The organism is Streptomyces sp. NPDC087270 (assembly GCF_044744625.1).
In the GTDB taxonomy this organism is placed as follows: domain Bacteria; phylum Actinomycetota; class Actinomycetes; order Streptomycetales; family Streptomycetaceae; genus Actinacidiphila.
Genome location: NZ_JBIUYR010000008.1, coordinates 64643 through 90023, shown reverse-complemented (window position 1 = coordinate 90023; position 25381 = coordinate 64643). Strand labels below are relative to the sequence as shown.

30 protein-coding genes and 2 pseudogenes are annotated in these 25381 nt (G+C 70.0%); 16 read left to right on the top strand and 16 right to left on the bottom strand.

Features of this window, described 5'->3' with window-relative positions:
• Positions 1–86 precede the first annotated feature (86 nt).
• The gene (locus ACIPAE_RS17780; RefSeq protein WP_366411801.1) at positions 87–1310 is read right to left on the bottom strand and encodes an MFS transporter; all 1224 of its coding nucleotides are present in this window, start codon (positions 1308–1310) and stop codon (positions 87–89) included.
• Complete coding sequence (locus ACIPAE_RS17775; protein WP_366411800.1) at positions 1295–1885, bottom strand: helix-turn-helix domain-containing protein; 591 nt, start codon at positions 1883–1885, stop codon at positions 1295–1297. Before ACIPAE_RS17775 ends, ACIPAE_RS17780 begins: the two co-directional genes overlap by 16 nt.
• 394 nt (positions 1886–2279) lie before the next feature.
• On the opposite strand from ACIPAE_RS17775, the pseudogene ACIPAE_RS17770 reads away from it, so the two are divergent.
• Positions 2280–2558, top strand: a pseudogene (locus ACIPAE_RS17770) (transposase); the annotation flags it as partial.
• A gap of 19 nt (positions 2559–2577) precedes the next feature.
• On the top strand, positions 2578–2973 hold the full coding sequence (locus tag ACIPAE_RS17765) for a transposase (protein ID WP_366411799.1): 396 nt from the start codon (positions 2578–2580) through the stop codon (positions 2971–2973).
• Here ACIPAE_RS17765 and ACIPAE_RS17760 read toward each other — a convergent pair.
• The 5 genes and pseudogenes from ACIPAE_RS17760 to ACIPAE_RS17740 form a co-directional block, all read right to left on the bottom strand.
• Positions 2885–3481, bottom strand: coding sequence for a hypothetical protein (locus ACIPAE_RS17760; RefSeq protein ID WP_402446065.1), 597 nt, complete (start codon positions 3479–3481; stop codon positions 2885–2887). The genes ACIPAE_RS17765 and ACIPAE_RS17760 overlap by 89 nt on opposite strands.
• A gap of 114 nt (positions 3482–3595) precedes the next feature.
• Positions 3596–4228, bottom strand: coding sequence for a TetR/AcrR family transcriptional regulator (locus ACIPAE_RS17755; RefSeq protein ID WP_366411797.1), 633 nt, complete (start codon positions 4226–4228; stop codon positions 3596–3598).
• A 38-nt stretch (positions 4229–4266) separates the two neighbouring features.
• On the bottom strand, positions 4267–4806 hold the full coding sequence (locus ACIPAE_RS17750; protein WP_402446062.1) for a hypothetical protein: 540 nt from the start codon (positions 4804–4806) through the stop codon (positions 4267–4269).
• Positions 4807–5212: 406 nt separating this feature from the next.
• Positions 5213–5710: pseudogene (locus tag ACIPAE_RS17745) on the bottom strand (transposase family protein); the annotation flags it as partial.
• Positions 5711–5726: 16 nt separating this feature from the next.
• Positions 5727–6089: a hypothetical protein gene (locus tag ACIPAE_RS17740; RefSeq protein ID WP_402446059.1), complete on the bottom strand. Its 363-nt coding sequence runs from the start codon at positions 6087–6089 to the stop codon at positions 5727–5729.
• Here ACIPAE_RS17740 and ACIPAE_RS17735 point away from each other — a divergent pair.
• From ACIPAE_RS17735 to ACIPAE_RS17725, 3 genes are all read left to right on the top strand, one after another.
• Complete coding sequence (locus tag ACIPAE_RS17735) at positions 5991–6767, top strand: MarR family transcriptional regulator (RefSeq protein WP_402446488.1); 777 nt, start codon at positions 5991–5993, stop codon at positions 6765–6767. The two genes, ACIPAE_RS17740 and ACIPAE_RS17735, sit on opposite strands and share 99 nt — an antisense overlap.
• Positions 6653–7006: a hypothetical protein gene (locus tag ACIPAE_RS17730; protein ID WP_402446486.1), complete on the top strand. Its 354-nt coding sequence runs from the start codon at positions 6653–6655 to the stop codon at positions 7004–7006. The genes ACIPAE_RS17735 and ACIPAE_RS17730 overlap by 115 nt, the downstream gene beginning before the upstream one ends.
• Before the next feature lie 114 nt (positions 7007–7120).
• Positions 7121–7909, top strand: a complete 789-nt coding sequence (locus tag ACIPAE_RS17725; RefSeq protein WP_402446056.1) for a class I SAM-dependent methyltransferase — start codon at positions 7121–7123, stop codon at positions 7907–7909.
• A 1219-nt stretch (positions 7910–9128) separates the two neighbouring features.
• On the opposite strand, the gene ACIPAE_RS17720 is transcribed toward ACIPAE_RS17725, so the two are convergent.
• The 5 genes from ACIPAE_RS17720 to ACIPAE_RS17700 form a co-directional block, all read right to left on the bottom strand.
• Complete coding sequence (locus tag ACIPAE_RS17720; RefSeq protein WP_402446054.1) at positions 9129–9698, bottom strand: DUF4240 domain-containing protein; 570 nt, start codon at positions 9696–9698, stop codon at positions 9129–9131.
• 102 nt (positions 9699–9800) lie between these two features.
• Entirely contained in the window at positions 9801–10592 is a 792-nt protein-coding gene (locus ACIPAE_RS17715; protein WP_366411791.1) for a hypothetical protein, read from the bottom strand.
• Positions 10567–10839, bottom strand: a complete 273-nt coding sequence (locus ACIPAE_RS17710) for a hypothetical protein (RefSeq protein WP_366411790.1) — start codon at positions 10837–10839, stop codon at positions 10567–10569. The genes ACIPAE_RS17715 and ACIPAE_RS17710 overlap by 26 nt, the downstream gene beginning before the upstream one ends.
• 135 nt (positions 10840–10974) lie before the next feature.
• The gene (locus ACIPAE_RS17705) at positions 10975–11448 is read right to left on the bottom strand and encodes a hypothetical protein (RefSeq protein ID WP_366411789.1); all 474 of its coding nucleotides are present in this window, start codon (positions 11446–11448) and stop codon (positions 10975–10977) included.
• A gap of 282 nt (positions 11449–11730) precedes the next feature.
• Positions 11731–12213, bottom strand: a complete 483-nt coding sequence (locus ACIPAE_RS17700; RefSeq protein ID WP_402446050.1) for a GNAT family N-acetyltransferase — start codon at positions 12211–12213, stop codon at positions 11731–11733.
• 294 nt (positions 12214–12507) lie between these two features.
• Here ACIPAE_RS17700 and ACIPAE_RS17695 point away from each other — a divergent pair, with 294 nt between their 5' ends.
• Positions 12508–12813: a MazG-like family protein gene (locus ACIPAE_RS17695; RefSeq protein ID WP_402446047.1), complete on the top strand. Its 306-nt coding sequence runs from the start codon at positions 12508–12510 to the stop codon at positions 12811–12813.
• Between the two features lie 93 nt (positions 12814–12906).
• On the opposite strand, the gene ACIPAE_RS17690 is transcribed toward ACIPAE_RS17695, so the two are convergent.
• Entirely contained in the window at positions 12907–13371 is a 465-nt protein-coding gene (locus ACIPAE_RS17690) for an ATP-binding protein (protein WP_402446044.1), read from the bottom strand.
• Positions 13372–13606: 235 nt separating this feature from the next.
• Here ACIPAE_RS17690 and ACIPAE_RS17685 point away from each other — a divergent pair, with 235 nt between their 5' ends.
• Complete coding sequence (locus ACIPAE_RS17685) at positions 13607–13873, top strand: GlsB/YeaQ/YmgE family stress response membrane protein (protein ID WP_328473210.1); 267 nt, start codon at positions 13607–13609, stop codon at positions 13871–13873.
• Between the two features lie 246 nt (positions 13874–14119).
• On the opposite strand, the gene ACIPAE_RS17680 is transcribed toward ACIPAE_RS17685, so the two are convergent.
• Positions 14120–14527 (bottom strand): ATP-binding protein, encoded by a 408-nt coding sequence (locus ACIPAE_RS17680; protein WP_329361554.1) that lies wholly within the window; start codon positions 14525–14527, stop codon positions 14120–14122.
• Between the two features lie 201 nt (positions 14528–14728).
• Between ACIPAE_RS17680 and ACIPAE_RS17675 the strand changes: the two genes are divergently transcribed.
• Together ACIPAE_RS17675 and glgX are read left to right on the top strand one after the other, a co-directional pair.
• Entirely contained in the window at positions 14729–15133 is a 405-nt protein-coding gene (locus ACIPAE_RS17675) for a YkvA family protein (RefSeq protein WP_329361556.1), read from the top strand.
• Between the two features lie 10 nt (positions 15134–15143).
• Positions 15144–17270 (top strand): glycogen debranching protein GlgX, encoded by a 2127-nt coding sequence (glgX, locus tag ACIPAE_RS17670; RefSeq protein ID WP_366411784.1) that lies wholly within the window; start codon positions 15144–15146, stop codon positions 17268–17270.
• A gap of 218 nt (positions 17271–17488) precedes the next feature.
• On the opposite strand, the gene ACIPAE_RS17665 is transcribed toward glgX, so the two are convergent.
• Complete coding sequence (locus ACIPAE_RS17665; protein ID WP_329361559.1) at positions 17489–17707, bottom strand: hypothetical protein; 219 nt, start codon at positions 17705–17707, stop codon at positions 17489–17491.
• A gap of 396 nt (positions 17708–18103) precedes the next feature.
• Here ACIPAE_RS17665 and ACIPAE_RS17660 point away from each other — a divergent pair, with 396 nt between their 5' ends.
• From ACIPAE_RS17660 to ACIPAE_RS17635, 6 genes are all read left to right on the top strand, one after another.
• Positions 18104–18865: a DeoR/GlpR family DNA-binding transcription regulator gene (locus ACIPAE_RS17660; protein WP_328473201.1), complete on the top strand. Its 762-nt coding sequence runs from the start codon at positions 18104–18106 to the stop codon at positions 18863–18865.
• Between the two features lie 300 nt (positions 18866–19165).
• The gene (locus ACIPAE_RS17655) at positions 19166–20554 is read left to right on the top strand and encodes an ABC transporter substrate-binding protein (RefSeq protein WP_402446038.1); all 1389 of its coding nucleotides are present in this window, start codon (positions 19166–19168) and stop codon (positions 20552–20554) included.
• Between the two features lie 16 nt (positions 20555–20570).
• Positions 20571–21539 carry a sugar ABC transporter permease gene (locus ACIPAE_RS17650; protein WP_329361561.1) on the top strand — a complete coding sequence of 323 codons (969 nt, stop codon included), beginning with the start codon at positions 20571–20573 and terminating at the stop codon, positions 21537–21539.
• Positions 21539–22429 (top strand): carbohydrate ABC transporter permease, encoded by an 891-nt coding sequence (locus ACIPAE_RS17645; RefSeq protein ID WP_402446034.1) that lies wholly within the window; start codon positions 21539–21541, stop codon positions 22427–22429. The genes ACIPAE_RS17650 and ACIPAE_RS17645 overlap by 1 nt, the downstream gene beginning before the upstream one ends.
• Entirely contained in the window at positions 22426–23415 is a 990-nt protein-coding gene (locus ACIPAE_RS17640) for a zinc-dependent alcohol dehydrogenase family protein (RefSeq protein ID WP_402446032.1), read from the top strand. The genes ACIPAE_RS17645 and ACIPAE_RS17640 overlap by 4 nt, the downstream gene beginning before the upstream one ends.
• Positions 23416–23554: 139 nt before the next feature.
• Positions 23555–24583 carry a carbohydrate kinase gene (locus ACIPAE_RS17635; protein ID WP_402446028.1) on the top strand — a complete coding sequence of 343 codons (1029 nt, stop codon included), beginning with the start codon at positions 23555–23557 and terminating at the stop codon, positions 24581–24583.
• 43 nt (positions 24584–24626) lie between these two features.
• Here ACIPAE_RS17635 and ACIPAE_RS17630 read toward each other — a convergent pair whose 3' ends face one another.
• Positions 24627–24875: a Smr/MutS family protein gene (locus ACIPAE_RS17630; protein WP_329361567.1), complete on the bottom strand. Its 249-nt coding sequence runs from the start codon at positions 24873–24875 to the stop codon at positions 24627–24629.
• Between the two features lie 141 nt (positions 24876–25016).
• Here ACIPAE_RS17630 and ACIPAE_RS17625 point away from each other — a divergent pair, with 141 nt between their 5' ends.
• Positions 25017–25376, top strand: a complete 360-nt coding sequence (locus ACIPAE_RS17625; RefSeq protein ID WP_366411782.1) for a DUF6204 family protein — start codon at positions 25017–25019, stop codon at positions 25374–25376.
• Positions 25377–25381 lie beyond the last annotated feature (5 nt).

Genomic DNA, 25381 nt, shown 5'->3' with positions numbered 1-25381 from the left:
GCACAGCCTGACGGCCGAACACCGCCCAGGACGGAACCCGAGCGGCGCGTCAGGTCACAGGAAGGCGAACGTTGCCTGATGCGGCACTAGAAGAGGGGCGTCCCTTTGACAGGGTGATCCTTCGGGGGACGTGCCGGAGTCAACCTGCGTGCCGGCCACAGATAGAACGCGCTTGTGAGTGTCCCCGCTGTGACGACGAGGAGTAGAAGCCGATAGTCGACAAGGGACACCAGCGCGGCCCCGGCCGCGATCGAGATCATCTGCGGCCCGCCGATGAGTGACTCGACGGCCGTGGAGACGCGGCCGATGAGGGGCCTGGGCGTGTGGAGTTGGATCGCGGTGGTGTACCCGACGATCACCGTGGCCAGCCCTAGGCCGCTGACGACGATGCCCACGAAGATGACGGGCAGCCATGGCAGGGCGAACAGGGCATTCCCGAGTCCGACCGCTGCCATGCCGATCGCGATGGCCGTGAACTCGCCGGCTCTCCCGATGAGCCGGCCAGCGAGCAGCCCTCCGGCGATAGCACCGACGCCTTGGGCAGATGCGAGCACGCCAACGAACGCCGGCGTTCGGTGCAGACCCCTGTCGACGACTGCGAATATTGCCGTCTCGTTGATGCCTATAACCAGATAGCTAGTCGCCATGGCGATCGACATGCGGCGTAGGGCTGCTTCTGCCCTGAGATGAACCAGGCCGGCGGTCAGCTCGCTCTGCCAGTGCAGTCTTGAGCGTGCAGGCGGCTCCTCTCGCAACCGGATACGGGCGACCGCGGTTGCGGCGACCAGGAACGTGACAGCGTCGATCGCGGCGATGGCCATGGGGCCCACGGTCGCGAAGAGCGCGGCGCCAGCGAGCGGACCGACCAGCCGCGTCCCTTCCTTAACCGTCTGGAGCATGCCGTTCGCATCGGCGATCAGCTCCTCGGAGAGCATCTCCTTGATCAGCCCGTTGAGCGACGCCGCGATCGTCACTGAGGAGAAGCCGTAGAGCGCGGCGACTACGTAGATGATCCAGACCTCTGCGGCATCTCGCACGGCGAACAGTGGGAGGAGGATCAACGCCGAGCCCAGGTTGGCGACCATCAGAAAGGGGCGATGTCGGAAACGATCGACCAGCCAACCGCTTAGCGGCGCCAGGGTGTATGGCACCGCCATGAAAAGTGTGACCAGCCCGGCCGAGCCGTTCGATCCGGTGAGGCTTTTGACCCAGATCGCGAAGACCAGTACGAGCAGGGCGTCGCCGAGCATGCTCGCGGACAAGCCGGCGAAGAGCAGCCGGAACCCCGGTATCTTCAGTGCGGCACGCATGAGTCGTCCCCGCAGGGGGCCGCAGGGACCGCCCAGGCGAAGATCCGGATCTGACGGGACCCGGCGGGCCGGTTCGCAGGGTCCCGGCGTTCGCGGCGGCGAATGATGATCTTGCTGAGCGCCTCGTTGAGCTCCTTAAGCTCGTCGATCGTGAGCCAGTCGATGTTTTGTACCCAGTTCGCGGCGTCCTGCCAGCCGGGCGGGTCGGTGCGCCACCATGTCAGCCAGTCACGCAGTCCTGCGAACTCTTGCTCGAAGAACTGGGTGCTGAGTGCGTCACTGGCGGCCGCCACCTCCCCTGCCTCGTCGCTGTCGCCCCACGACAATGGATGCGGCACCGGTCGCCATGGACGATTTCGGCCTTTGCCCCCGCCGGCCTCCTCGACGAAGCCGTACTTGGCCAACTGGCGCAGATGCCAGGAGCAGTTCGCCTGACTTTCTCCGACCATCTCGGCGAGTTCCGTGGCCGTCGCTGTGCCGCGTTCATACAGGGCCTGGCACAGACGCATGCGGACAGGGTGGGCGAGTGCTTGCAGTTCCCGCGGGTCGCGAAGCTTACGTTCTGATCCGTCCATGTGGGTGACTGTAGGCATCGAAAGACTCTTTGGAAAGAGGCTTTTGACGGTCCTGGTAGTCCAGTGATACTTCGTGATCTGACGGACAGTCAGATTGCGAGGTTCGGTGCGTTGTGGCAGAACGGATTTCGTTCGAGGTGTGCGGCGCGGGTGGTCACCCGGACGGAGATACGGGTGCGGCCGTGGGCATGAAAGAACGGGCCCCTTGGTAGTGACGCGGTTACGACACCAGCACGACCAAGGAAGCCCGTTGCCCGATCAGTTGCGCAGTATCGCTGTGCCTGCGTCCCCCACGGTCACCCCTGGGTGTGACTGCTACGTCCACAGGTTCGGTTCGATCGCTCCAGGACGGCGCGTGCGGTGCTATCCGAGTGACATAACGGATGCGGAGTGGATGGCCCTGCCCGTCGACTTCCCGTACTGGCAGGCGGTCTACGACTTCTTCCGCCGCTGGCGGACCTGCGGCTACGTGTGTGAACTGCACGAACGCCTGCGCCGCACGGCGAGGGAACGCTCAGGCCGCAACACCGAGCCCAGCGCGGGAGCCATCGACAGCCAGCCGGTGGACGCCTCCGAGACCGTCGGTGAGGACAGCCGCGGATACGACGGCGGCAAGTCACGTGACGGGCGCAAGCGTCACGTCCTGACCGCCACCGAGGGTCTGCTCTTGGAGGTCATCGTGACCACGGCTGATGTGCACGACTCCAGGGCCGCCCCCGCGCTGCTGGAGACGTTCATGGGGGCAGCCGGGCCGGCTGCTGAAACTGGTGTGGGTCGACAGGTCCTATCAGGGCCCGACGCTCGCAGCGGCGTTCGCCCGTCACGGAGTGCGTGTCGAGGTCGTGCGCCGCTCCGACGGGCAACGCGGATTTGTCGTACTGGCCCGCAGGCGGGTGGTGGAGCGCACGCTGAGCTGGCTCTCCCGCTCACGCCGCCTCAACCGCGACCACGAACGACGCCCCGACCAACACGCCCAGATGGTGTGGTGGGCCGCCGTGATCAGGCTGTCTCGTCGCCTGGCCGGAGACGCTCCGCGCTGGCCGGAGAAACGCCCCGGCCGGCGGCCCCGGGCGCGGGCGCGGGCGTGAACCGTCCGTCCTTCGCCCGCACCAGCCAGCCCCGCCTCTCCAGCACGTAGGCACGATGCCGGATCTTCTCCACCTCGTTCTTCGTGTCCGCATCCCGGCCCACCGCCCGCGTCAACTCCACCCCGTTCACCGGCCCCGAAGCAGCCACCACTGCGGCGAACACCTCCCGATACAGGCCGCTGAGCACCTCCTCGCCCGTGCCCGGCCGCCACACCGGCGGCCGCTCGCCATGCCCCGCGCCCAAGCCGCTCGATCCCACAGCGGTCACCACCCCACCACCCGAAGGCACGGAAACCGGCGTATCAACCGCGTTCTCCTCAGCCAGCACCGACGCGAGCTCCTCGCGCCCCACCCGAGCCCGCTCGACTCGCTCCCGCGCGGCATCGACCTTCGCCTGAGCCTGATCCAGATCCTCCGTCCAAGACTCCAGATCCTGCCTCCCCCGCGCCTCACGCCGTTCCATCAACCCCAGCACCGACGGCATCGCACCCCCCTCGATCAACAACAAGCCGCCCGCTGCCTCCCCCCACCCCTCCGCGATCATGCCCCGCACACGAAGAAGCCCCTACTCATCGAACACGGACTCCCTTTGCCACAACGCACTCAGTTCCGTGGCATCTCTTCAGCAGCGCCTGATAGCAGCGACGACGAGGTCAGCGAGTGCATCCGCGTAGAGGTGGGCATCGACCTCGGGATGCTCATGGAGGTAGGTGACCATCGTGTCGATGGCGCCCTGGTAGGTGACCGACATGACCCGAGTGTCGAAGTCGCGGAGGCTGCCCTCTTCCTGACCGCGACGGAACAGGGCTTCCTGGCCTTGGTAGGTCTCCTCGTAGTCGGTGAGGCCGAGCCGTAGGGTCCCGTCGGCCTCACGCAGGTTGGTGCTGATCTGTCGCATCGTGGTCAGCTCGGCTTGGTGCGTTGCGCCCAAGCGGGCCACCCGGCGAATCGCGGCACGGATGACCTCGGGAACCGGGTCGGTCAGGACGAGAGAGTCGGCAATGGTCTGCCTGAGGGTCGCCAGAGTGGTCCTGGCAACCGTTTCCATGAGGCGATCCTTGTCTGTGAAGTAGTGCGAGATCAAGCCTTTGGAAACGTCCGCCCGCTCAGCGATCCGGGCCAGGGAGGCACCCTCGTAGCCGAGTTCGGCAACCACCGCGATGGTGGCCTTGATGATCTGTGTCCGACGTACCTCCTCGCTGAGGCGCTGACGAGTGCGCGGATGGGGGTGAGGCTCTCGGTGGGGAGTTTTCACACCATCATTCCTAGCGGGGAGTTTGCGAGAGGCACCAATCAGCGGCGTGCCGAACGACGGAGCAGGGTGAGCAGTATCGACATCCACAGGGCGATCGCCACCATCTCGACCCGCATCCACCCTGGGAAGGCACCCGGCAGGGCGGCTTCCACCAGGTTCGCGACGAGCATCGCCGCGGCGATGATGCCGAGTGCCCGGACTGCCGTGGTGCTGCCCAATCGGGCGGACCGGAGTCGCACCAGAAGGAGGACTGCGAAGAACGTGACGATCAGGGCGTGCCCCCACGCCTCATTGGTCGCCTTCTCCGGGGCCGTGGACGCCATGACCGCCAGCGCCACGACCGTTCCGACCATGGCGGCGGCGTAGACCCCGACCAGCACGCTGACTGCACCGAGTTGATGAGGTGCGCGAGTCGCATCGCTATTGACCATGTGGCCAATATTATTGACCGCCCGGTCAATGTCAACACTGGACTGGTCTTGATGTGTGATCGCCTCCGCCGGCGAACCTGCCCACTCCCGCTGGGTCACGGCTTGCTCCACGCGGCTGACGATGTCCTTCTTGGACGCCTCGTCCAAGGAACCGACCGACCGTCAGGTGGAGCGGGAGACCAATACCTGGTGGCTGGGGGCGAACGCGGAGGACAGGAAGTCCTTGTCCGTCGCCGAGGTGGCGGCTGCTTTCGAGTCGACTGCGGAGGCGCTGCGAGGACGGGTTCGCCGCATGGGGGTTTCAGGGCCGGCGACGTTCTACGTGTGGCACGACAAGATGGCCGGACAGCTACGGTGTTCGACCGGATCGGTGCTTCCGGATGAGTTGCCGTTCGGCGGCGCCTATGTTCCCTCCGAGGATCTCGGACCGGTCATCGAGGAATTCCTGTCCGACGGCAGCCCGGGGGTTGTCTCGCTGTCAGACCTGGACACGGCGCAGGGATCTTCGGCGCGGACCGGGACGGGCCCCGTGGTCGGGCCCTTGCGTGTCTGGTCAGCAGCATCGGAGCAACCTCAGGACGAGTGCGGCGCGGGCGATCCGGGTGATGGCCGCAGGGTCGAGGCTGACCCGGAGCAGGGCCTTGAAGCTGACCTTCAGCAGTGCGTTGGCACGTTCGGCGAGGGCGTGGACGCCGCGCATCACGGCGTTGAACGCCTTGTCGGGCTTGGCAAGTTCGCCGCGCTTGGGCTTCTTGACCGGGTGGCGGAAGCCATCTGCGGCGTTCTCGTAGCCGAGGTCGGTCAGGGTGGGGATGCCGAGGGCGTCGGCGACCCGGTTCAGGGCGTCGACCAGGCCGTGCGCGCGGGCGCAGGCGGTGTCGTGCTCGCGGCCCGGGCGGACCGGTGAGACCCACAGCGGCCAGCCGTCCGGGGCGGAGATGACCTGCGGGTTCTCTCCGTGGTGCCTGTCACGCATATCTGATGCCAGGTCACCAACCAGCCATCCGACAGGCCCTCTCGCACCGTGATTGTCACGTTGCCGAGAAGACCCCGAATTGCGTGTGCTTTCAGCCGTCTTTGGCGGCGACCGCGGGCTCCTCGGCCTGGCGCTCGGCCGCACGGGGGTTTCGGCGACGCGTCATGGTGGTGGAGGCGTCAGCATCATGGATGGCGAGAGCGACCGCGACGGCGAGTGTGGCTGCTGCGGCCGCGGCGAGGAACGCGTCGTGGTAGGCGGTCAGGTGGACGTCGACATGGACGGCCTCCTCCTGGGTCGGGCCCACGGCGGCGAGTACGGCGCTGAGCAGCGCGACGCCGATGGCGCCTCCCAGCTGCTTGCCGGCGTTGAAGATCGAGGACGCCTGCCCCGTCCGCGCCTTGGTGATGGTGGCCATCGACGCCGCCTGGCTGGGGATGAACACGAAAGCCACGCCACCCCTGCGGGCACTGCTCGTCCTCCCCCTGGACGAACCGATCCCCATGCGGCAGCTCGCAAGCGACTCGGATGCGACAACTCCTACGTGACTTTGCTGGTCGGCGCCCTCGAACAACGCGGTCTCGCCGTGCGCCAGCAGCACCCGACCGATCGCCGGATCAAGGTCATCGTGCTGACCGGCAAAGGACGAGAACTGACCAAGCGGGCGCAGCTTCCCTTCGGTGTCAGCCAGCCGCGAGTCTTGCCCGCCCGACGATCGTCACGCAACGCAACAGTCAGGTTGCCGAGAACGCCTCAGTGGGCAGTCCGCCCGGGCGCCGACTCCGCTCTGGGCGCGCTGAGTCGGCGCGAGATGCCCCTGCGGATACCACGCGAGGGAACCGCACGAGCCAGGGACGGCGTCACACCAACAGGACCGACCCGAACCGTTCTCCCCGCCTCGCGGTCCAGCCGCCCCCACCCTCACACCACGCCGTCAGGGCTGCTGATGCCACCATTCCCCCGAAGGACTCCGCTGTGTCCAGCTTCGAGCCGTACGCGGAGGCGCTGCTCGGCTTCCTGCTGTCGCGGATCGACGAGGACGGGTTCGCGTCGCTCCTCGACCACGAGCCGAAGCGCATGCCCGCCTGGTACGTGGAGCGGGGCGGAGGGCGGTTCGAGTCGAGGATGGTGATGTTCACGGGCTGCGTCACGTGCTCACGGATCGAGCCGGGCTCGGAGTTCTCCAGTTACGTCGAGATCGATGTGGAGCAGTGGCCCTGCCTGCGTGTCCGGCGCCTGGCGCTGGCGTTCCACGATGACCCGGACTATCGCGAGGAGTGGCGGCCGGAACTGGCCATGCACGTGTCCGGGCGACGGTTCTGCCAGGAGGACGGCGACCAGTGGCCGCCCGTCTGGCCGCCCAGCGTGTGAGGACCCAGCGCGCCGAGAACTTCCCGGTGGCGTAGGGCGAGTCGGTCCTACCCGAGGGGAGGAGACGGTGTGCGGCCAGGAACCGAAGGGACGCCGGCACACGTCTCTCGCACCATGACTTCGGACCACCAACAGGTGAACACACCCTCCGCCGGGCTTGCCTCGCCCTCCGCCGCGCCTGTGGATAGGCCGGAAGTGAACCCCTACGACGTCTTCGCCGAGGGGTACACGGCCGCGAACGAAGCCGGCCTCATCAATGCCTACTACCAGCGGCCCGCGATGCTGGCCCTCGCCGGAGAGGTGTCCGGGCGCCGGATTCTCGACGCGGGCTGCGGTTCCGGCCCTCTGATCGCCGAACTGCGCGACCGCGGCGCCGTCGTGAGCGGTTTCGACGCGAGCACCCGGATGCTGGAGCTGGCCCGGCAGCGTCTCGGCGACGACGCGGACCTTCAGTTGGCCGACCTGGGCAGCCCCCTTCCCTACGCCGACGACACGTTCGACGACGTCACAGCGGCCCTGGTGCTGCACTATCTGAAGGACTGGGGTCCGGCGCTGGCCGAGCTGCGGCGCGTACTCAAGCCCGGCGGCCGGCTGATCACGGCCGTGGAGCACCCTTTCGCCATCAACCTGATGCACCGCGAGGCCGGCCGCCAGGACGAGTACGGGTACTTCGACACCACCAACTGGGTCGAGGAGTGGACCTTCGGCGACCAGAGCGCCCCGGTGAGCCGCTGGCACCGGCCGCTGCACGCGATGACCGACGCGTTCACGGCGGCCGGCTTCCGGATCACGGCCATCAGCGAGCCGGCGCCCGATCCGGCCGCCCGCGACCTGTTCCCCGACGAAGTCGCCGCCCGCTCCCGCTTCCTGTGCTTCCTGTTCTTCGTCCTGCACGCCGACTGAGACGCTGTCCCGGTATCCGGCGGCGGAACGGCCGGTACGCGACCCGCGCCTCCTCGCGCTGCCGCAACCGCGGGGCAGCACGCCGGCGTCGTCCTCGGCGGCTCGACGTGTGCCGCGACCCTGCACCTCGCCCGGCGCGCCCCGGCGCCGGTGCGCGCCTGCGCCGCGGCACTGCTGGTGGCCCTCACGACGGCGCCGCGGGGCTGGTGGTTCTTCGCGTTCCGGGGAAAGGCCGTGGGTTCGAGATTTCCCCAGGCGGTTCGTGACCGAACTCGCGGGTGCTGTGTCCGGAGCGGTACCGGGGTGGACTTGGGTTCATCCGGGCCGTCGAACCCAGGGCTGGTGGCTCAATTCGGGTAACCGGCGTCGCCCTGCGCGAAAGGTGTAGCCCTGGCCGCGCCGCACGGTCACTCCCTGGTTGAGAGCCGTGCGCTCGCGCCATGAACACCCTCCGCACCGCCACACCGGCCTGACCCCGGGCTGGGCTGATGGGCGGCCCCTCAGCCGAGCGCTGGAGAATCCCAAGGGCCCGGAGCCACTACCGATGGCTCCGGGCCCTGCCTCGTGCGTGCCTTGTGGTCAGATGCCGAGCGCGGTCAGCTGCTGCGCGCGTTCCGCTCAGCGCCGCCCGCCGGGGCCTTCGGCGTTGCTGGGTCCGTCAGCTCCTTGACCACCGTTTGGGAATCATTCACAAAGATGCGATAGGTCAGCGTTCCTGATGCCGCACTGGCCGAGGACGGCACGGCAACCAGGAGAGTGAGCGCGCCGAGGCCGGCGGCCACGGCATGGCGAAGACGCCTCACGAGTCCTTTCGAGGGGCGGTGTTCTCAGCCCGAGCACTGCCCACAACCAGGCCCGATCACGCACACGCTCACTCCGCCGGGTGAGGCGGTAACGATTCCTCGCGGCCGACCGGCGGATTACACAGCTGAGCTGTTGAGCGCCAGGGACACCCGAACGGAGTGGGGAGACCAGCTGCTGGGGCCGCAGGGCCTTCCATCAGTCACATGCGACGGGGTCCGAACACGTGGGAGTTCGGGTCAAAGGCCGTGGGTTCAAGTTTTCTGGAGGGGCCACGTAGCCGAACTCACGGATCGTGCCTCTTGAACGGCACCGGAGCAGGCCTGGGTTTCTCCGAGCCTGCCGAACTGAGGGGCACTGGCGGAACCCGCTGATCAGCGGGTAGCTGGCCGATCGTCAGGGTGTTCGTTTCCCATCCTCATACAGAATTGCCCGGGAGGTAGAGCGCAGCGAGGCGCGGCAGTCGGCGGTGCATCTGTTCGTCGTCGTCGAAGTCGAAGTCCTCGCCCATGTCCTGCTCGGCCTGCTCATGAGGTTGGGCCTTCCGGTACTGGTCCCATGCCTCGTAGAAGTCGTGCCTGTCGCCGGTCAGTTGCCCGAACGCATCGGCGGCGGCGTAGTTCACTTCTTCGTCGAAGAGGACGTGGTCCTTGCCCGCCTCTGCTGCTGCGGCGATGAGTGGGTGCTCAGCCAGGCTGTCGGGATTGGCGGCTACGCGCTCATACCAGGCCTGGCCTTCGGCAATGACGCCGGCGCGGAAGTCGGTGAAGCTGTCGTCGGAGCAGCCGCCGCCGATCAGATATGCCGCTGCCCAGACGTCCCAGCGATACAGGGCGCCACGGAATGCGTCGAAGCGCTCCTGGTACTCAAGGATCTCGCGCTTCGAACGTGCTGTCAGTGTTTCGACCAGTGCCCGGTCGAAGGAGCCTTCCGCCGTGGTGCGCGAGCGAGCGGCCTGTATGAGCTGCCAGAAGTCTTCCGTTTCCATGACCGGTCACTCTGCCATCCAGGTCCGACAGACGCCCGTGGGCCCCGCTGCCGGGGAAAGTGCCCTGTCCATTGCAGAAGCAGGACTGGGACTGGGTCTCGCTCAGCTCAAGAGGCCCCTGCGGTTCAGCGAGTTCATGAGTTCGGTGCGCGCCTCAAGGAAGGCGTCACGAGCCCCAGACAGGTCGGCCAACGTCTGCTGGTACCGCTCGGGGTCAGAGCGCTTCCACTCCGGGGGGACCTCTACGTAGGCCGGGGGGCTGGAGCCGTTGTCCGGGTCGTGCATGCCGTCGAGTTCGTCGATCAGTCGGCGGAGGCTGTCCATGAACGTAGCGTGCGCGTTCGCCAGCTCAGGATCGAGGAATTTGATGTCGTTGTCGGTGATGAGGGCATCCCAGGCCGTGTCGATCGCTCGCGTGACGTCCGCCCTGACCCTGCGCATCGTTGGCCGGCCTTGGAGCATGCGGAGCCAGGGCGCGTCAAAGGGCACCGCAGCGAGGATCCGCTGCGTCTTGGACCGGTCCGCGGTGTTCCCGTGGAGTGCGACGGACTCCTCGGTCGCCCGATGCACGCCGCTGTCGTCAGCAGTTGGGGCTCCGATGGCCATCCACCCTGCGGACAACCGGCGGTGAGCCTCCTGGCGGCTCCAGAAAACAGTCTGGTCTCCCCGTCGCACGGGGACAGCGAGACCTGTGACTGACTGCGAGTCCGTCCCGATAGGCGCCGGAATCACGAACGGGCGCGCGCTGGCGGGCTGAGCTGGGACGTCAATGCTCAACACTCCCTTGCCATCACCGCACTCGACCCATCTCAGCTCCAGGCCCTCGATGTGCGGGTAGACCCGCTCGTCGATCAGCTTGCGGTACGTCTCAGTGTCGACCAGCGTCCGTGGCACTGCGTTGACTTTTTGAGACGGTCTCCACCCCGTTGGCCTTGGTCACCTTGAAGCCGATGATGAGCAGCCCACCGGTCGCGGTGTTGGCAAAGCCGGCGACGTCCTTGACGAGCTCTTCCTTGTGGTGGGGCCCCTTGTCGACCATGTAGGGCGCAGACTTCACGTCCATCCATCCGCACTCGTCGAGGCCTATCAGTGCCGCAAGGTCTCCCGCGCTGAGCGCCGCACGTACGTCTTCGATGTTCACGGGGCCCAGCATGGACCAGGGCGGCGCTGTGAGCGGCGTGAACACTGCGCTCAGCGCCCCTCCAGCGCGTATTCGGGGGGCGCCCATCCGAGGTTCAAGACCGGGGCGGGTTTATGGCGCATCTGGTCATGCCTTTTACCCAGGCTCTGGTCTCGGTGCAGGTCCCGCTGTGCGGAGGCTGTGTTCGACGATGCCGGGTTGGTCGGTGGTGCCGGTGTAGCGCAAGGCAGCTCCGACGGTCAGGCCGAACAGGTCGCAGATGCGGCGGGGGTCGCCGCCGGTGGCCTCGGCTTCGTGGAGGAGGAGGTCTTCCCGCAGTCGACTGGTGGGCATGCCGAATACGTCGTTGATCCAGACGTGGCTGACCGGCTCGACGCCGCAGCCGGTGGTCTGGGAGACGAACAGGTGGGGGTTGGCGGTGCGTGGCCAGCGGTGGTTTCGGTAGTCCAGGTAGGCCGCCACGCGGGTACGCACGGGGTCGGCGAGCAGGACTGTCCGGTTCGGCAGGAACAGGCGTCCGTCGCGCAGGTCGGTGGTCTTCAGGCGTCGCAGCTGCACGGAGGTGAGCGCGTGGAAGACGACCAGGGCAGCCAGGGCGGCCCGGGGCACCTCTTGGTCGTGGAGGATGTCGCGGAGGGTGTCGACTTCGACGGGCAGCGCCGCAGGTCAGAAGATGACGGACCGAGGAGAAAGAACTCACGGGAGTCCCGACACACCCTCGACGGCTGCCCCGGCTACCCCGGCGACTCTGCGCTCTGCCCGGCCGACGACACCCCCCGTGGTGGCCCGCCTGGACACCGGCCTGGGCGTCCCGGGACGTGATGCGAGCCGTACCCGGCACTGGCAGTACCGCACCCGGACGGGCGCGGGGAGGCGCCCGTCCGGGAGGCGTCAGAGCCGGCGGAAATAGACGGTGAGCGGAACCGGTGTGCACCCGAGCGCCTCGTAGAGCGCCCGGGCCGGTGCGTGGAACCCGTCTCCCCCGGTGCCGATCTCGACGACCTCGGCGCCGAGGGTCCGCATCTGCGCAAAGGCGTGTTCGCACAGGGCGGTGCCCACGCGGTGCCGCCGGTGCCGGGCCGAGACGGCGAGGATCGTGACGTCGCCCTTCTTGCGGGTCGGGTCGACGCTCCACGCCACGTAGCCCGCGAGGGCGTCCTCGTCTTCGGCGAGGGCGACGTACCGGTGCCGTTCGGGCGCGTGGAGTTCGGCCATCTGTTCGCGGTAGTCCTCACGCCAGTTCCCGTGTTGGACGGCGAAGACGGCCTCGCCTACCAGCGGGCGGAAGGAGTCCTCGTAGAACGGCCGGAACGTCGCGATGGTCAGTTCGGTGAGTGGTGCCAGGTCGTGCGGGGTGAACGCACGGATGCGCATGGGAGTGTGCCTTTCGGACTGAGGGCGTGCTGAGACGCGGTGAGGCGTGGTGACCGAGCGAACAACGGCATCGGCCCGCTCCCGGCCACGACATCGGCGTCGGGCCGGTCCCTCAGCGGCGCGTACGCCACGTGGCAAAACACTCCATGGCCCGCATCATAGCGGCGGGGCGTACGCCGATACGCCGACCCGCGAACTCCCGCCGGCCGGGCGGCGATGGGCGTGGGTCGAGACGGCGGGACCTGGGCGCCCGCTAGGCTGCGGCCGCACGCGCCGCACCGCTTCGGAGGAGCCGTGGACATCGCATCCGCCCAGCAGCTCGCCTGGGAGAACAAGCTCGCCAAGGGCTTCAACATCGACGATGTGGCCCTGGAGTTCGGGCTGCTCACCGCCGAGGTGGGCGAGGCGTTCACCGCGTGGCGCAAGGGGCATGCCGACTTAGGGGAGGAGTTGGCCGACGTCTTCCTCTATCTGACCGCCCTGGCGCAGATGAACGGGCTGGACCTCGACGCCGAGGTCGCCCGGAAGATCGAGAAGAACAAGCGGCGCAGGTACGAGCGCAACGCGCACGGAGCGCTGGTCAGGACGAGCGACGGCTGAACGCCGTTCGCACCGCACGCCGAGGGGGTTCGCCCGAGCTCGGGCCCGGGCTCGGGCCAGGCCGGTCCGGTCCGGGCCGGCGGCGTAACGGGCCTATACGTCGAACGGGCCGATCGGGCCGAGCGCCAGGCGGACCGTGATCCGCTTGCCGACCGGTTCGCGGCGGACCTCGAAGCCGTCGCAGAGCGCGAAGACGATCTCCAGGCCGTGCTGGCCGATCCGGCCGGGCTCGGCGGCGCGGGCGAGCGGCAGCGTGGCGTCGGTGTCCCAGGTGGTGATCTCCAGCACCGGGCCGCGGATCTCCAGGTTGAGCACGCAGGGCCCGGGGGCGTACTTCACCGCGTTGGTGACCAGCTCGCTCACCACGAGCTGGGCGTCGGCGTGCGCCTGGGCCGGTACGGGCAGGCCGTGCCGGTCGCGGGCGCGGTCGAGGAAGGCCGCGGCCATGGCGCGGGCGACCGCGATCGAGCCGGTGTCGCCGTCGTACGCCGCGCCGACCCACAGGTCGGGCGTCGCCGCCGGGGCCCGGCCGTGCTCGGCCGTCGTGCTGTCGTTCATCCCCGCGCCCCTTGTCCGTTCCCCGTACGTTCGTCGTACGCGACGCGAGCCGTATACCCCGTCCCGCACGGGTCAATACATCCCGCGGCACTCTCCTTCCGCATACTCCCGGGGCACGCGCCGGCGCACTCGCCGTCGCGGCGGGGCGGGCCGTGTGCGGGGCCGATGCGGGGGCAAGCGACTCCTGAGAGTGCACATGACAGAACGTGGCGGAACGTGACATGCGGAGGTTGTCGTGGAGATCTCGGGGATCATCAGTGCCATCGTGATCGGCATCATCATCGGCGTGCTGGGGCGGCTGGTCGTGCCGGGCCGCCAGCACATCGGGGTGGTGTGGACGATCCTGATCGGCATCGTGGCCGCGTTCGTCGGCGCCGCGATCGCCAGTTGGGTGGGCGTGGCCCATACCCACGGCGTGGACTGGATCGAGTGGCTGATCCAGATCGGGCTGGCGGCCGTGGGCATCTCCGCCCTGGACCGGCGCGGCTACAGCCACCGGTAACGGCCGGTGCCGGCGCAGCACGCGCCGCCCCGCCCTCGCGCGGAGCGGCGTGTCGCCGTGTGCGGAGGCGGTGCGGCCGTCCGGTACGGGTTCGGGCGACGGGCAGCGGTACGGGTCCGGGCGACGCCGACGGGCGGCGGTACGGCGAGCAGCGGTACGGCGGGCAGCGGTACGGCGAGCAGCGGTACGGCGAGCAGCGCTACGGCCGGCGGCGCCGCAACGGCGCCGCCGAACCGGGTCACCCCGCTACCGCGCCAGGAACGCCGCCACCGTCTTCCCCCCGCCGTCGCGCGGGTGGATCGCCAGGCCGTCGGCGAGCTTGTGCACCATGGACCAGCCGAAGCCGCCGGTGCGCCCGGTCCAGTCCGGACGGCGCAGCCGGGGCATCGACGGGCTGGCGTCGTCGACGGCGACGTGCAGGCGCTCCGGGGTGCTGCTGAACCGGACTTCGAGTGCCCCTCCCGCGTGTCGGATCGCGTTCGTCACGAGTTCGGAGACCATGAGCAGCAGGTTCTCGGCGACGGCGGCCCCCACCCTGGGGGACAGTCCGTCGAGGAACGCTCTCGCCGCACTTCTGGCCTCGGCGGCGGCTTCCGGCCGGCACACCAGGTCCACCCGGTCGGTACCCGTTCCGCGGGCTTGCACGTCCTCCACGGCCTTCACCCCATGACCACTCGTCCACTGCCCCGCATGAGCGGCTGCAACGCTCTCCTACCCGGGACGCCCGGGTATCTGCGCGGATCGGCGTAGATGGATGCACGGAAGTCGGACAGGAACGCTCTGAAGGACCCGTACGACCGGTACGGCACACCACGACGGAGGGGAATCCAAGGATGACGGACACGGAGGACGGCCATGGCCAGGACGGTGCGCACGCCGGCGGGTACGACGACGCCCGACCGCACGGCGAAGTCCGCGCGCACGACGACGCCCACCCGCCTGAGCGCAGGCCGCTCGGCCTGGGGGCTGTACCGCGAGACCCGTCGCCCGGGGGCCCCGGGGCTGGCCCGGCGGCTGGTCGCGACGCCGCGGATGGTCGCCGCGGTGCTCGGCCGCCGCTACCCGGGGCTGTCCCGGCGCCGGCTGGCGGCGTTCTCGCTGCTCGCCGCGCTGTACGTGCTCTCACCGATCGACGCGATTCCGGACGTGATTCCGGTGCTGGGCTGGACGGATGACTCGGCGGTGGTTCTTTGGTTCGTCACGGGCCTCGTCCGCGAGTCGGGCCGCTATGTCGAGTGGGAGAGGCAGTACCGACAGTAAGGTTTCGGAAATGCACAAATGGAGTGGCCACCCCTTTCCGCTCGGCGCCACCTTCGACGGCACCGGCACCAATTTCGCGCTTTTCTCCGAGGTCGCCGAGAAGGTCGAGCTGTGTCTGCTCGACGACTCGCGCAAGGAGACGCGGGTGACCCTGACCGAGGTCGACGGTGTCATCCGGCACGCCTACCTGCCCGGCGTCGGCCCCGGGCAGCGCTACGGCTTCCGGGTGCACGGCCCGTACGACCCGGCGCGCGGGCACCGCTGCAACCCCGCCAAGCTGCTGCTCGACCCGTACGCCAAGGCGGTCGAGGGCCAGGCCGACGGCCACCCCTCGCTGCTCGGATACCGCGACGGCGACCCGGACACGCCCGACACCGCCGACAGCCTGCCGCACGCGATGCTCTCGGTGGTCGCCGACCCGTACTTCGACTGGGGCGACGACCGGCTGCCGAAGCGGCCGTACCACGAGACGGTGATGTACGAGGCGCACGTGCGCGGGCTGACCATGACCCACCCGGGCCTGCCCGCGGAGATCCGCGGCACCTACGCGGGCCTGGGCCACCCGGCGGTGATCGAGCACCTGACGAAGCTGGGCGTCACCGCGGTGGAGCTGATGCCGGTGCACCAGTACGTGCAGGACGGCCATCTGCTCGGCCGCGGCCTGACCAACTACTGGGGCTACAACACCATCGGCTTCTTCGCCCCGCACAACGGCTACTCCTCCGCGGGCGGTTGCGGCGGGCAGGTCACCGAGTTCAAGTCGATGGTCAAGGCGCTGCACGCGGCCGGGATCGAGGTGATCCTCGACGTGGTCTACAACCACACCGCCGAGGGCAACCACCTGGGCCCGACGCTCTCCTTCCGCGGGATCGACAACGCGTCGTACTACCGGCTGGTGGACGACGAGCCGGCGTCGTACTTCGACACCACCGGCACCGGCAACAGCCTGCTGATGCGCAGCCCGCACGTGCTCCAGCTGATCATGGACAGCCTGCGCTACTGGGTGACCGAGATGCACGTCGACGGGTTCCGGTTCGACCTGGCGGCCACGCTGGCCCGGCAGTTCCACGAGGTGGACCGGCTCTCCGCGTTCTTCGACCTGGTGCAGCAGGACCCGGTGGTGTCGCGGGTCAAGCTGATCGCCGAGCCGTGGGACGTCGGCGACGGCGGCTACCAGGTCGGCAACTTCCCGCCGCTGTGGAGCGAGTGGAACGGCCGCTACCGGGACACGGTGCGGGACTTCTGGCGGGCCCGCGACGGCGTGCTGCCGGAGTTCGCCTCCCGGCTGACCGGCTCCTCCGACCTGTACGCGGGCGAGCACCGCAGGCCGCGCGCCGGGGTGGACTTCGTGACGGCGCACGACGGCTTCACGCTGCGCGACCTGGTGTCGTACAACGACAAGCACAACGACGCCAACGGCGAGGGCAACCAGGACGGCGAGAGCCACAACCGGTCCTGGAACTGCGGCGCCGAGGGCGACACCGACGACCGCGGCGTGCTGACGCTGCGGGCCCGGCAGCAGCGCAACCTGCTGACCACGCTGCTGGTCTCGCAGGGCGTGCCGATGCTGCTGCACGGCGACGAGATGGGCCGCACCCAGCGCGGCAACAACAACGCCTACTGCCAGGACAACGAACTGTCCTGGACCGACTGGGAGTTGGATGCCGAGCAGCGCGACCTGCTGGACTTCACCCGGCGGTTGATCGCGCTGCGCCGCGGTCACCCGATCTTCCGCCGGCGCCGGTTCTTCCGTGGCGGCGTCGGCGGCGACGGCGGCCCCGGGGACCTGACCTGGCTGCGCCCGGACGGCCGGGAGATGGCGGAGCGCGACTGGGCGCGGCGGGACGCGCACGCGATCGCGGTGCACCTCAACGGCGACGCGATCTCCGAACCGGACGCGCACGGGCAGGCGATCACCGACGACTCGTTCCTGCTGCTGTTCAACGCGCACTGGGAGCATGTGGCGTTCCGGCTGCCGCCGGGCGAGTTCGGGCACGGCTGGAGCGTGGTGGTGGACACCGCGGAGCGCTCCGCGGGCGACGCCGACCCCGCGGTGCGGTTCGCGGCCGGGGACACCCTCAAGGTCGAGGCGCGGGCGGCGGTCGTGCTGATGCGGGTGCCGGACGGGACCGGCTGACCGGCTCGGCCCGGTCGGGTCTGGTCCGGTCTGGTCCGGGCGCGTCTCATCCGGTCCGGTCCGGGCGTGGATGACGCGCCACGGGCAGCATGACGGAGTACGGGCGCGATGACGCGCTGCGGGCGCGGAACCGGCTTACGGTTCCGCGCCCGTGCCGCTGGGGACCGCCGCCCGTGGCGGCCCCGGGTCGGCCTCGTGCCCGCGGGCGGCCCCGGGGCTCAGAACGCCCCGACCGCCAGCAGCACTCCGCAGACGGCCAGGGCGGCGCCGGCCAGCACGTTGAGCGCGGTGGTGCCGCGCCGCGGGCCGACGCCGCCCGCGGCGGCCTCCCGGGCGGCGACCCGGCTGTGCGGGTACTGCCCGCGGGCGAACCGCCGGCTGAAGACCACGAAGAAGACGCCCCACAGGGCGAGCAGCACACCGAACCCGGTCCGCATACGGTCCTCCAACCGCCGTCCACCGCTTCTCCCGGACGCCTTGCCCCGACCGCCACCGGCAAACGGCCGCGGTCTCCCCCGCCGCGGCCGTCACTGCCGCCGTCGTCACTGCCGCGAACGGGCCGGAGGAGCCGCCGGGCACACCCGGGAAGATGTATCCGCCCGGTACCGGGCAGCGCCCGAACCGGGCGCCGGAGCCGCGACTTTGGGTGCTTTTCGCCGCGACTTCGGGCACCGCCCCTCCGCGACCTGCGCCGACTGTTCATTCGAACAGGTCGAACCGGACCGTTTGTTGTCCGTTGTGGGCCATGGACGGGCAAAGGCCCAGCGGTATAAATCTTCTACGGGCGATACCGGGCAGGCCGTGCCCGGACCGGAGCGAGAAGCGAGGTGGGCATGAGAGCCGAGGAGCGTCAGCACCGCATCCTGACCCTGGCCCGCCACCACGGCCAGGTCGAGGTCACCGCGGTCGCCTCCGACCTCGCGGTCGCCCCGGAGACGATCCGGCGCGACCTGGGAGTGCTGGAGCGCCGCGGCCTGGTGCGCCGCACCTACGGTGGCGCGTATCCGGTCGAGGGCGCGGGATTCGAGACCGCGCTCGCCGAGCGGGTCAACCTGCACGTCGCCGACAAGCGCAGGATCGCCGCCGAGGGGGTCAAGCTGCTCGGCGAGGCGGAGACGGTGTTCGTGGACGAGGGCTACACACCGCAGTTGCTCGCCTCGCTGCTGCCGCGCGACCGTCCGTTGACGGTGGTCACCGCGTCGCTGTCCACCGCGGCGGCGGTCGCGGAGTCCGCGGACACCACGGTGCTGCTGCTCGGCGGCCGGGTCCGGGCCAGGACCCTGGCGACCGTCGGCTCGTGGGCCTGCGCCATGCTCTCCGGTTTCGTCATCGACCTGGCGTTCGTCGGCTCCAACGGCATCTCCCGTGAACTGGGCCTGACCACACCCGATCCGGTCGTCGCCGACGTCAAGGCCAAGGCGCTGGAGGTCTCGCGCCGGCGGGTGTTCGTGGGCCACCACAGCAAGTTCGGCGCGAGCAGCTTCTGCCGCTTCGCCGAAGTCGCCGACTTCGAGGCGATCGTGACCGACACCGGCCTGTCCAGCACCGAGGCGCACCGCTACACCCTGCTCGGCCCGCGCGTCTTCCGGGCCTGACCCGCGGCGCCGTCCGCCCGCTGCCCCTGACCCGACCAGCCGCCACCGACCCCGCCGTTCCGCCGGCCGCCCCCGTTCCACCGCCCGCCCCCGTTCCGCTCGCCGTTCCCCCGTCCCCCACCACCCGTCCTCCCCCGCGCCGCCTCCCCGCGCCGCCTTCCCCCACCGCTCCCCCCACCCCGCCCCCACCGATTCGACTTCGGCCCAACCCCCCGGTTCCACCAGCCCGTTCCGGCATGCCGCCATCGGCCCGCCGGATGCTCCCGCACACCCCGACTCCAGTCATGAAAGGGACGAATCATGACATCCTCCACCGGCTCGACCGGCGCCGCCCGCAGACTGCGCCGCCGTACCCTGCCCCCGCTGGCTCTGGCGGTGTCGGGCATGCTGCTCGCGGCCGCCTGTTCGGGGGCGGGCGGGGCCGGCGGCGGCTCCGGCTCGCACTCCATCAACGTCCTGATGGTCAACAACCCGCAGATGGTCGACCTGCAGAAGCTGACCGCCGCGAACTTCACCAAGTCCACCGGAATCAAGGTGAACTTCACGGTGCTGCCCGAGGACGACGTCCGCGACAAGATCACCCAGGACTTCTCCAGCCAGGCCGGGCAGTACGACGTCGGCACCATCAGCAACTACGAAGCGCCGATCTTCGCCAAGAACAACTGGCTCTCCCCGCTGACGTCCGAGGCGAAGGCCGACACCGCCTTCGACCAGAGCGACATCCTGCCCGCGATGCAGCAGTCCCTCACCTACCAGGGCCAGTTGTACGCCGAGCCGTTCTACGGCGAGTCGTCGTTCCTGATGTACCGCAAGGACGTCTTCGCCGCGAAGCACCTGACCATGCCGGCCAACCCGACCTGGACCCAGGTCGCCGACCTCGCGGCGAAGGCCGACGGCGCGCAGAAGGGCATGAAGGGCATCTGCCTGCGCGGCCAGCCCGGTTGGGGCGAGATGATCGCGCCGCTGACCACCGTGGTGAACACCATGGGCGGCACCTGGTTCGACAAGGACTGGAAGGCGCAGGTGGACAGCCCGGCCTTCACCAAGGCGACGCAGTTCTACGTGGACCTGGTGCGCAAGCACGGCGAGGCCGGCGCCGCGCAGTCCGGGTTCACCGAGTGCCTCAACGACCTGGAGCAGAGCAAGGTCGCCATGTGGTACGACGCCACCTCCGCGGCCGGCTCGCTGGAGGGCTCCGGCTCGCCCGTCGCCGGAAAGATCGGCTACGTGCCCGCGCCGGTGGAGCAGACCAAGAACTCCGGCTGGCTGTACACCTGGGCCTGGGGCGTGCAGAAGGCGAGCAAGCACCAGTCCGACGCGTGGAAGTTCATCTCCTGGGCGTCCGGCAAGGGCTACGAGGACCTGGTCGGCAAGCAGTTGGGCTGGTCCCGGGTGCCGGCCGGCAAGCGCGCCTCGACGTACACCAACCCCGACTATGTCAAGGCGTCCAGTGCCTTCGCCACGCCGACGCTGAACGCGCTGAAGGCCGTCGACCCGGCCAACCCGGGGGTGCAGCCGCGGCCCGCGCCCGGCATCCAGTTCGTCGGGATTCCGGAGTTCACCGACCTGGGCACCCAGGTCTCCCAGCAGCTCTCCTCGGCCATCGCCGGCCGCACCAGCGTGGACAGCGCGCTGAAGGCCAGTCAGAAGCTCGCCGAGAAGGTCGCCGGCAAGTACGCCGGCAAGTGAGCGGGAATCCGACACGATGAGTACTCCGTCGATCATCCGCCACCGCCACGCGCCGCCGGTCGTCTCCCGGTCCGCCGCGGGCCGGGCACCGCGCCGGCCGCGCGGTGCCTGGGCCCGGCGGGCGCCGCTGCTGCCCGCGCTGGTCTTCATGATCGTGGTCACCCAACTGCCCTTCGTCGGCACCCTGGTGATCTCGTTCATGCGCTGGAACGCCCTGGACCCGAGCGACAAGGGCTTCACCGGCCTCGACAACTACAAGGAGGAGTTCACCGACCCGCAACTGCGCTCGGCGCTGACCACCACGGTCGTGCTGACCGTCACGGTGGTGCTGGTCAGCCTGGTGCTGGGACTGGGCCTCGCGCTGCTGATGGACCGGAAGTTCCCCGGCCGGGGCGCGGTGCGCACCTTGCTGATCACGCCGTTCCTGGTGGTGCCGGTCGCCTCCGCACTGTTGTGGAAGCACGCGCTGTACAACGCCACCTACGGCTTCATCAACGGTTCGCTCACCTGGCTGTGGAGCCTGTTCGGCAGCGACTCCGCGCCGCAGCCCGACTGGCTGTCGACGTCGCCGAAGCTCGCCGTCGAGGCGTCGCTGATCTGGCAGTGGACCCCGTTCATGATGCTGATCCTGCTGGCCGGCCTGCAGTCCCGCCCCACCGACGTGGTCGAGGCGGCCCGGGTGGACGGCGCCGGCAGCTGGGACATCTTCCGCTACCTGACCTTCCCGCACCTGCGCCGCTACCTGGAGCTGGCCGCGCTGCTCGGCACCGTGTACGTGGTGCAGAACTTCGACGCCGTCTTCACCCTCACCTCCGGCGGCCTGGGCACCGCCAACCTCCCCTACGCCGTCTACAGCACCTTCTACGAGGCCCATGACTACGGGCAGGCGTCCGCCGAGGGCGTGATCGTGGTGATCCTGTCGATCATCGTGGCGACCTTCGCGCTGCGCTCGGTCTCGTCGCTGCTCAGGGAGGAGACCCACTGATGGCCGCCACCACCCTCGACGCCCGGGCCGCCGTGCCCGTCGCCGGCATCGCGCCGCGCGAGCGGAAGGAACGGCGCTCCCGCCGGCTGCTGGCGCTGGGCGCCTGGATCTGCGGGATCGTCTTCTTCCTGCCGTTCGCGTGGATGGTGCTGACCTCCTTCCACAGCGAGCAGGACGCCGGCACCAACCCGCCGAAGATCGACGCCCCGCTCACCCTGCACGGCTACCGCGAGTTCTTCGGCTCCGGCACCGGGGTCAGCCCGTGGCCGCCGCTGATCAACTCCCTCACCGCCAGCGTCGTCTCGACCCTGCTGGTGCTGGTGCTGGCCACCCCGGCGGCGTACGCGCTGTCCATCAAGCCGGTGCGCAAGTGGACCGACGCGATGTTCTTCTTCCTGTCCACCAAGATGCTCCCCGTGGTCGCCGGCCTGCTGCCGGTCTACCTGATCGCGAAGAACATCGGCATGCTCGACAACATCTGGCTGCTGGTCATCCTCTACACCTCGATGAACCTGCCGATCGCGGTGTGGATGATGCGGTCCTTCCTCGCCGACGTGCCCGGCGCGATCATCGAGGCCGCGTCCATCGACGGCGCCGGGCTGCCCACCATCCTGACCAGGATCGTCGCGCCGATCGTGGCGCCCGGCATCGCGGCGACCGCGCTGATCTCGTTCATCTTCAGCTGGAACGAGCTGCTCTTCGCGCGGGTCCTCACCGGCGTCACCGCGGGCACCGCGCCCGTCTTCCTGACCAGCTTCGTCACCAGCCAGGGCCTGTTCCTGGCGAAGGTGTGCGCCGCCGCCGTCTGCATCTCCCTGCCGGTACTCGCCGCCGGGTTCGCCGCCCAGGACAAGCTCGTCCAGGGCCTCTCTCTTGGAGCCGTCAAGTGAAAGCAGCCGTCATCAGCTCTCCCGGCCAGGTCGGCATCGAGACCGTGGAGGACCCGGCGCCCGGGCCGTCCGAGGTCGTCGTCCAGGTCGCGGCCTGCGGCCTGTGCGGAACCGATCTGCACATCCTCCAGGGGGAGTTCGCGCCGACGCTGCCGATCGTGCCGGGCCACGAGTTCGCCGGCGAGGTCGTCGCGGTCGGCGCCGGGGTGCGCGACCTGCGCACCGGCGACCGGGTCGCGGTGGACCCGTCGCTGTACTGCCACGAGTGCCACTACTGCCGGATCGGCCGCAACAACCTGTGCGAGCAGTGGAACGCGATCGGCGTCACCAAGCCCGGCGGCGCCGCGGAGTTCGCGGTCGCCCCGGCGGCGAACTGCGTCAAGCTCCCCGAGCACATAGCCACCCGCGACGCCGCGCTGATCGAACCGCTGTCCTGCGCGGTGCGCGGCTACGACATCCTGCGCTCCCAGCTCGCCACCCACGTCCTGATCTACGGCTCGGGCACGATGGGCCTGATGATGATGGAGCTGGCCAAGCGCACCGGCGCGGCGAGCGTGGACATGGTCGACGTCAACGAGGAGCGGCTGGGCACCGCCCGGCAGCTCGGCTGCTCCGCGACCGCCACCAGCGCCGACGAGCTCGACCAGCCGCGCGGCTGGGACGTGGTCATCGACGCCACCGGCAACGCGGGCGCCATCCAGGACGCCCTCGGCCGGGTCGGCAAGGGCGGCACCTTCCTCCAGTTCGGTGTCGCCGACTACGCCGCCCGCGCCACCATCGAGCCGTACAAGATCTACAACCAGGAGATCACCATCACCGGCTCCATGGCGGTGCTGCACAGCTACGAGCGGGCCGCGGAACTGTTCGCCGGCGGGGTGCTCGACCCCGAGGTGTTCATCAGCGACCGGCTGCCGCTGGTGGACTACGCGGCGGCCCTGCAACGCTTCCAGGCGGGCGTGGGCCGCAAGATCCAGGTCCTGCCGTAGGGCGTGTCGGCGTAGGGCGTGTCCTCGTAAGGCGTGTCCGCAGCGCCGTCGCCGTCCGTGTCCCCGCATCCCCGTGTCGCCGTATGCCCGCACCCCCGTACGCCCGCGTCGCCAGGCCGCCGCCGGAAGAGGAACGCCCATGACCGTGCCCCTGCCCGGGCCGCCGCCCGTACCGCCGCCACCGCCGCTGCCGTCTCCCCCGGTGCCGGCGCTGGTGATCGGTGAGGCGCTGACCGACGTCCTGACCGGTGCGGGCGGGGAGCGGCGGGAACATCCCGGCGGCAGTCCGGCGAACGTCGCGCTCGGGCTGGGCCGGCTCGGCCACCCGGTGCGGCTCGCCACCCGGATCGGGCGCGACCGCACCGGGACGGTGCTGCGGGAGTGGCTGGAGCGCGGGGGCATCGAGCTGCTGCCCGGGTCCGTCGGCGACGCCCCGACGTCGACGGCCACCGCCCGGCTGCGCGCGGACGGCAGCGTCGGCTACGCGTTCGACCTGGTCTGGGACCTCGCGCCGGCGACGGTCGCGGCCCTGCGCGCCGGTCCGCCCTCCCACCTGCACATCGGCTCGATCGCGGCCGCGCTGCCGCCGGGCGCCGACCTGGTGCTGGCCGCGGCCGAGCAGTCCCGGGCGCGGGCCACCGTCTCCTACGACCCCAACATCCGCCCGGCCCTGCTGGGCGACCGCGCCCGCGAGCGCGCCCGGGTGGAGCACCTGGTCGAGGTGAGCGACGTGGTGAAGGCCAGCGACGAGGACCTCGGCTGGCTCTACCCGGACCAGGACCCCGACACCGCGGCCGCCGGCTGGGCCCGGCGCGGCCCCGCCCTGGTGGTGCTCACCCGCGGCGCCCGAGGTGCCCGCGCCTGGTGGCGGCACGGGCACCTCGACGTCCCGGCGCCGCCGATCCGCGTGACGGACACCGTCGGCGCGGGTGACTCGTTCATGTCCGCGCTGGTCAGCGGCCTGCTGCAGCGGGACCTGCTCGGCGCCGGCGGCCCGTCCGCGACCGCCGCGACCCGCGCCCGGCTGCACGACGCCACCGGCACCGGCACCCTGACGCCCGAGGTGGCCGGGGCGCTGCGGTACGCGGTACGGGCCGCCGGCATCACCTGCTCCCGGCCCGGGGCCGCCCCGCCGACCTACGAGGAACTGGACCGCCCGCCCGCCTGACCGGCCCCGCTTCTGCCCGGAAGATCCGGCAACGGCGTCCCGCTCACCCGAAGTGGACCACGATCCGGCCCTGGTTGGACGGGTCGGTCTCGAAACTCCGGTAAAGCCGCTTCAGATGGGGCTGCCGCAGTGTCGCCAGCACCCGGGACCTGAGCTTTCCCGAGCCCTTGCCCGCGATGATCTCCACCCGGTCCGCCTTCGTGGCCGCGGCCCGGAAGATGATCTCCCGTACCGCCCGGTCGATGTCGCGGTCGCTCCGGAAGAGCGGATGCAGGTCGAGTGTGAGCGTCATCGGTGCCTGTGCCTTCCCTGCGGGCGGCACCGCTCGGTACGGCGCGGCCATGAGCACCGTACCCCCGGCCGGGAAACGTGCGGTACTCCCGGCCGGGAAACCCCGTGGCGGACCGGGGACGGCTGCGGCTACGGTCACGCGGTGACCACTCGTACGTTCCGTATCACCGTCCGCGGTGTCTTCGACGGGCTCAGCGCCGAGCAGCGCGCGGAGTTGCTGGCGCACGCACCCGAGCACGACGTCCTGCGCGCGGCCTTCACCCCCGAAGGGCACCTCAGCTACGACCTCGCGGCGCGCTCCGCGTTCACCTTCCGGTTCGCGGATTCCGGGGAGGCCGAGGAGGACATCGTGGCGGCGACCGCCCGCGCGGAGGCCGCCGCGCGCGCCTGGCTCGACGAGCGCGGCTACGGCTACGCGAAGCTGCGCGCCCAGGCCGAGGACCTCTCCCAGGCGCCCCTGGGCAAGCGGCAGCGGCGCGAGGCGGCCAGGAAGCCGGCGTAGGGCCT

Bases quoted from the DNA above. Each gene is read 5' to 3' on its own strand.
- ACIPAE_RS17655 (WP_402446038.1), top strand. From the start codon at position 19,166: ATGACATCCTCCACCGGCTCGACCGGCGCCGCCCGCAGACTGCGCCGC.
- ACIPAE_RS17780 (WP_366411801.1), bottom strand. From the start codon at position 1,310: ATGCGTGCCGCACTGAAGATACCGGGGTTCCGGCTGCTCTTCGCCGGC.
- ACIPAE_RS17660 (WP_328473201.1), top strand. From the start codon at position 18,104: ATGAGAGCCGAGGAGCGTCAGCACCGCATCCTGACCCTGGCCCGCCAC.
- ACIPAE_RS17645 (WP_402446034.1), top strand. From the start codon at position 21,539: ATGGCCGCCACCACCCTCGACGCCCGGGCCGCCGTGCCCGTCGCCGGC.
- ACIPAE_RS17690 (WP_402446044.1), bottom strand. From the start codon at position 13,371: ATGAACGACAGCACGACGGCCGAGCACGGCCGGGCCCCGGCGGCGACG.
- ACIPAE_RS17665 (WP_329361559.1), bottom strand. From the start codon at position 17,707: ATGCGGACCGGGTTCGGTGTGCTGCTCGCCCTGTGGGGCGTCTTCTTC.
- ACIPAE_RS17765 (WP_366411799.1), top strand. From the start codon at position 2,578: ATGTGCACGACTCCAGGGCCGCCCCCGCGCTGCTGGAGACGTTCATGG.
- glgX (WP_366411784.1), top strand. From the start codon at position 15,144: ATGCACAAATGGAGTGGCCACCCCTTTCCGCTCGGCGCCACCTTCGAC.
- ACIPAE_RS17775 (WP_366411800.1), bottom strand. From the start codon at position 1,885: ATGGACGGATCAGAACGTAAGCTTCGCGACCCGCGGGAACTGCAAGCA.
- ACIPAE_RS17635 (WP_402446028.1), top strand. From the start codon at position 23,555: ATGACCGTGCCCCTGCCCGGGCCGCCGCCCGTACCGCCGCCACCGCCG.
- ACIPAE_RS17650 (WP_329361561.1), top strand. From the start codon at position 20,571: ATGAGTACTCCGTCGATCATCCGCCACCGCCACGCGCCGCCGGTCGTC.
- ACIPAE_RS17720 (WP_402446054.1), bottom strand. From the start codon at position 9,698: ATGGAAACGGAAGACTTCTGGCAGCTCATACAGGCCGCTCGCTCGCGC.
- ACIPAE_RS17675 (WP_329361556.1), top strand. From the start codon at position 14,729: ATGGCCAGGACGGTGCGCACGCCGGCGGGTACGACGACGCCCGACCGC.
- ACIPAE_RS17725 (WP_402446056.1), top strand. From the start codon at position 7,121: ATGACTTCGGACCACCAACAGGTGAACACACCCTCCGCCGGGCTTGCC.
- ACIPAE_RS17630 (WP_329361567.1), bottom strand. From the start codon at position 24,875: ATGACGCTCACACTCGACCTGCATCCGCTCTTCCGGAGCGACCGCGAC.
- ACIPAE_RS17700 (WP_402446050.1), bottom strand. From the start codon at position 12,213: ATGCGCATCCGTGCGTTCACCCCGCACGACCTGGCACCACTCACCGAA.